General features: G+C 67.2%; 2 protein-coding genes. Both read left to right on the top strand.

The window, feature by feature from the left end:
* Positions 1–406 precede the first annotated feature (406 nt).
* Positions 407–1,897, top strand: coding sequence for a signal recognition particle protein (gene ffh, locus GH737_RS14435; protein WP_155265463.1), 1,491 nt, complete (start codon positions 407–409; stop codon positions 1,895–1,897).
* Positions 1,898–1,920: 23 nt separating this feature from the next.
* A partial coding sequence (rpsP, locus tag GH737_RS14430) for a 30S ribosomal protein S16 (protein WP_196233223.1) occupies positions 1,921–2,351 on the top strand: 431 nt, incomplete at its 3' end.

Below are 2,351 nucleotides of genomic sequence, written 5' to 3'. Positions count from 1 at the left end.
GGACCGCCGCGCGGACCTGCCCAGGGCCATCGGCGGGGCGGACGGCCCCCGAATGGGGACGGTCCCGACAAACCCGGCAGGGGTCCCGGCGGCGGACGCCCGCGCAAGCCTCCGAAAGGCAAGCCGCGGCTGGGTTGATTCCGTCACCCTGAACTTCGTTTCAGGGTCCATTTTCGGACAGGTTGCCGCCCGTCTCCGCAATGGATGCTGAAACAAGTTCAGCATGACGGTTTCTTGACCCGATGCCCCTGTTCGACTACCGGCCGTCTCGTCTTAGGACATACATCGATACCGAGCGCCCAAGGGTGCAAGCCGGCCGACGAGGTTTCGTCCGCCGGCTCAAATTGCGTTGAGGCTCCCCATATGGGCTGCCCCAGGGCCGCAAAGTATCGTTGAGGAGATTTGAATGTTCGACACGTTGAGCGATCGGCTCGGCAGCGTATTCGACCGGCTTCGCGGGCGCGGCGCGCTCACCGAGGCCGACGTGCGCGCCGCGATGCGCGAAGTGCGCGTCGCCTTGCTCGAGGCCGACGTCGCGCTCCCGGTCGCGCGCGACTTCGTCGAGCAGGTCACCGAGAAGGCGGTCGGCCAGGAAGTGCTGCGCTCGGTCACTCCGGGGCAGATGGTCGTCAAATATGTTCACGATGCCCTGGTCGAGACGCTCGGTTCCGAAACCGCAGAGCTGAACCTCAACGTCAGCCCGCCTGCCGTCGTCATGATGGTCGGCCTTCAGGGCTCGGGCAAGACGACGACCACCGCGAAGCTCGCCAAGCGCCTGTCGGAGCGCGAGCGCAGGAAGGTGCTGATGGCGTCGCTCGACGTCGCCCGCCCGGCGGCGCAGGAGCAGCTGGCGGTGCTCGGCCGCCAGGCGAACGTCGACACGCTGCCGATCGTCGCGGGCCAGCAGCCGGTCGATATCGCCAGGCGCGCCATCCAGTCGGCGAAACTACAGGGCTACGACCTCGTCCTGCTCGACACCGCCGGACGCCTCCATGTCGACGACCAGCTGATGGGCGAGATGAAGGCGGTTGCCGAGGCGTCGCAGCCGACCGAGACCCTGCTCGTCGTCGACGCGCTGACCGGCCAGGATGCGGTCAATGTCGCCAAGGGCTTCGCTGGCGAAGTCGATCTTTCCGGCGTGATCCTGACCCGGATGGACGGCGATGCGCGCGGCGGCGCGGCGCTCTCCATGCGTGCCGTGACCGGCAAGCCGATCAAGTTCGCCGGAGTTGGCGAGGCGCTCGACAAGCTCGAGGCGTTCCATCCCGATCGCGTTGCCGGCCGGATCCTCGGCATGGGCGACGTCGTCAGCCTCGTCGAACGTGCCGCCGAAACGATCAAGGTCGAGGATGCCGAAAAGCTCGCCGCCAAGATGGCCAAGGGCAAGTTCGACCTCGACGACCTGTGGGCCCAGCTCCAGCAGATGCAGCGAATGGGCGGGCTCGGCGCGCTCGCCGGGATGATGCCGGGCCTCAAGGGCATGAAGGGCGCGATGGACAAGGCCGAGGGCAGCAAGGCCCTGGTCCACATGGAAGCGATGCTCTCGTCGATGACAGCGAAGGAGCGGGCCAAGCCCGAGATCATCAACGCGAAGCGCAAGATCCGCGTCGCCAAGGGCTCGGGAACGACGGTTCAGGAGATCAACAAGCTCCTGAAGATGCACCAGGAAATGTCGACCGCGATGAAGCGGCTCAAGAAGATGGGCGGCCTGGGAAAGCTCGCGGCGATGTTCAGCAAGGGCGGACTGGAAGGCGCGCTCGGCGGACTTGCCCCCCCGGGCGCGCTCCCTCCCGGCGGCATGCCGGGGCTTGGCGGGGGAGGCGCGGGCCTCCCCGGCCTTGGTGGAGCGCAGCCGTTTAACCTCCCGCCCGGTTTCGACAAGTTTTCAAAGAAATAGATTGGTTTACGAAAGGAAGTTCAATGGCAGTTTCAATTCGTCTTTCGCGCGGTGGCGCCAAGAAGCGCCCCTACTACCGGATCGTGGTGGCCGACAGCCGCAACGCCCGCGACGGCCGCTTCATCGAGAAGGTCGGCACCTACAACCCGCTTCTGGCGAAGGATTCGCCCGAGCGGGTAAAGCTCGACGCGGACCGCATTTCGCACTGGCTGAGCGTCGGTGCGCAGCCATCGGACCGCGTGCTCCGCTTCCTCGATGCGGCGGGGCTGCGCGAGCGACCGGCGCGGACCAACCCGAAGAAGGGGGAGCCCGGCGAAAAGGCCAAGGAGCGGGCCGAAGCGCGTGCGACACGCGAAGCGGAAGCTGCCGAGGCCGCTGCCGCGCCGCAGGAGGAAGCCGAGGCGGTCGTCGCCGACGAGGTCGAGGCCGCAACCGCCGAGCCGGCGCCCGAAGC

Origin of the sequence: Sphingomonas segetis (assembly GCF_009720245.1) — a bacterium.
Taxonomy (GTDB): domain Bacteria; phylum Pseudomonadota; class Alphaproteobacteria; order Sphingomonadales; family Sphingomonadaceae; genus Sphingomicrobium; species Sphingomicrobium segetis.
Note: the sequence above shows the minus strand (reverse complement) of the source record. Positions and strands in the feature narration are given on the sequence as shown.

Bases quoted from the DNA above. Each gene is read 5' to 3' on its own strand.
- ffh (WP_155265463.1), top strand. From the start codon at position 407: ATGTTCGACACGTTGAGCGATCGGCTCGGCAGCGTATTCGACCGGCTT.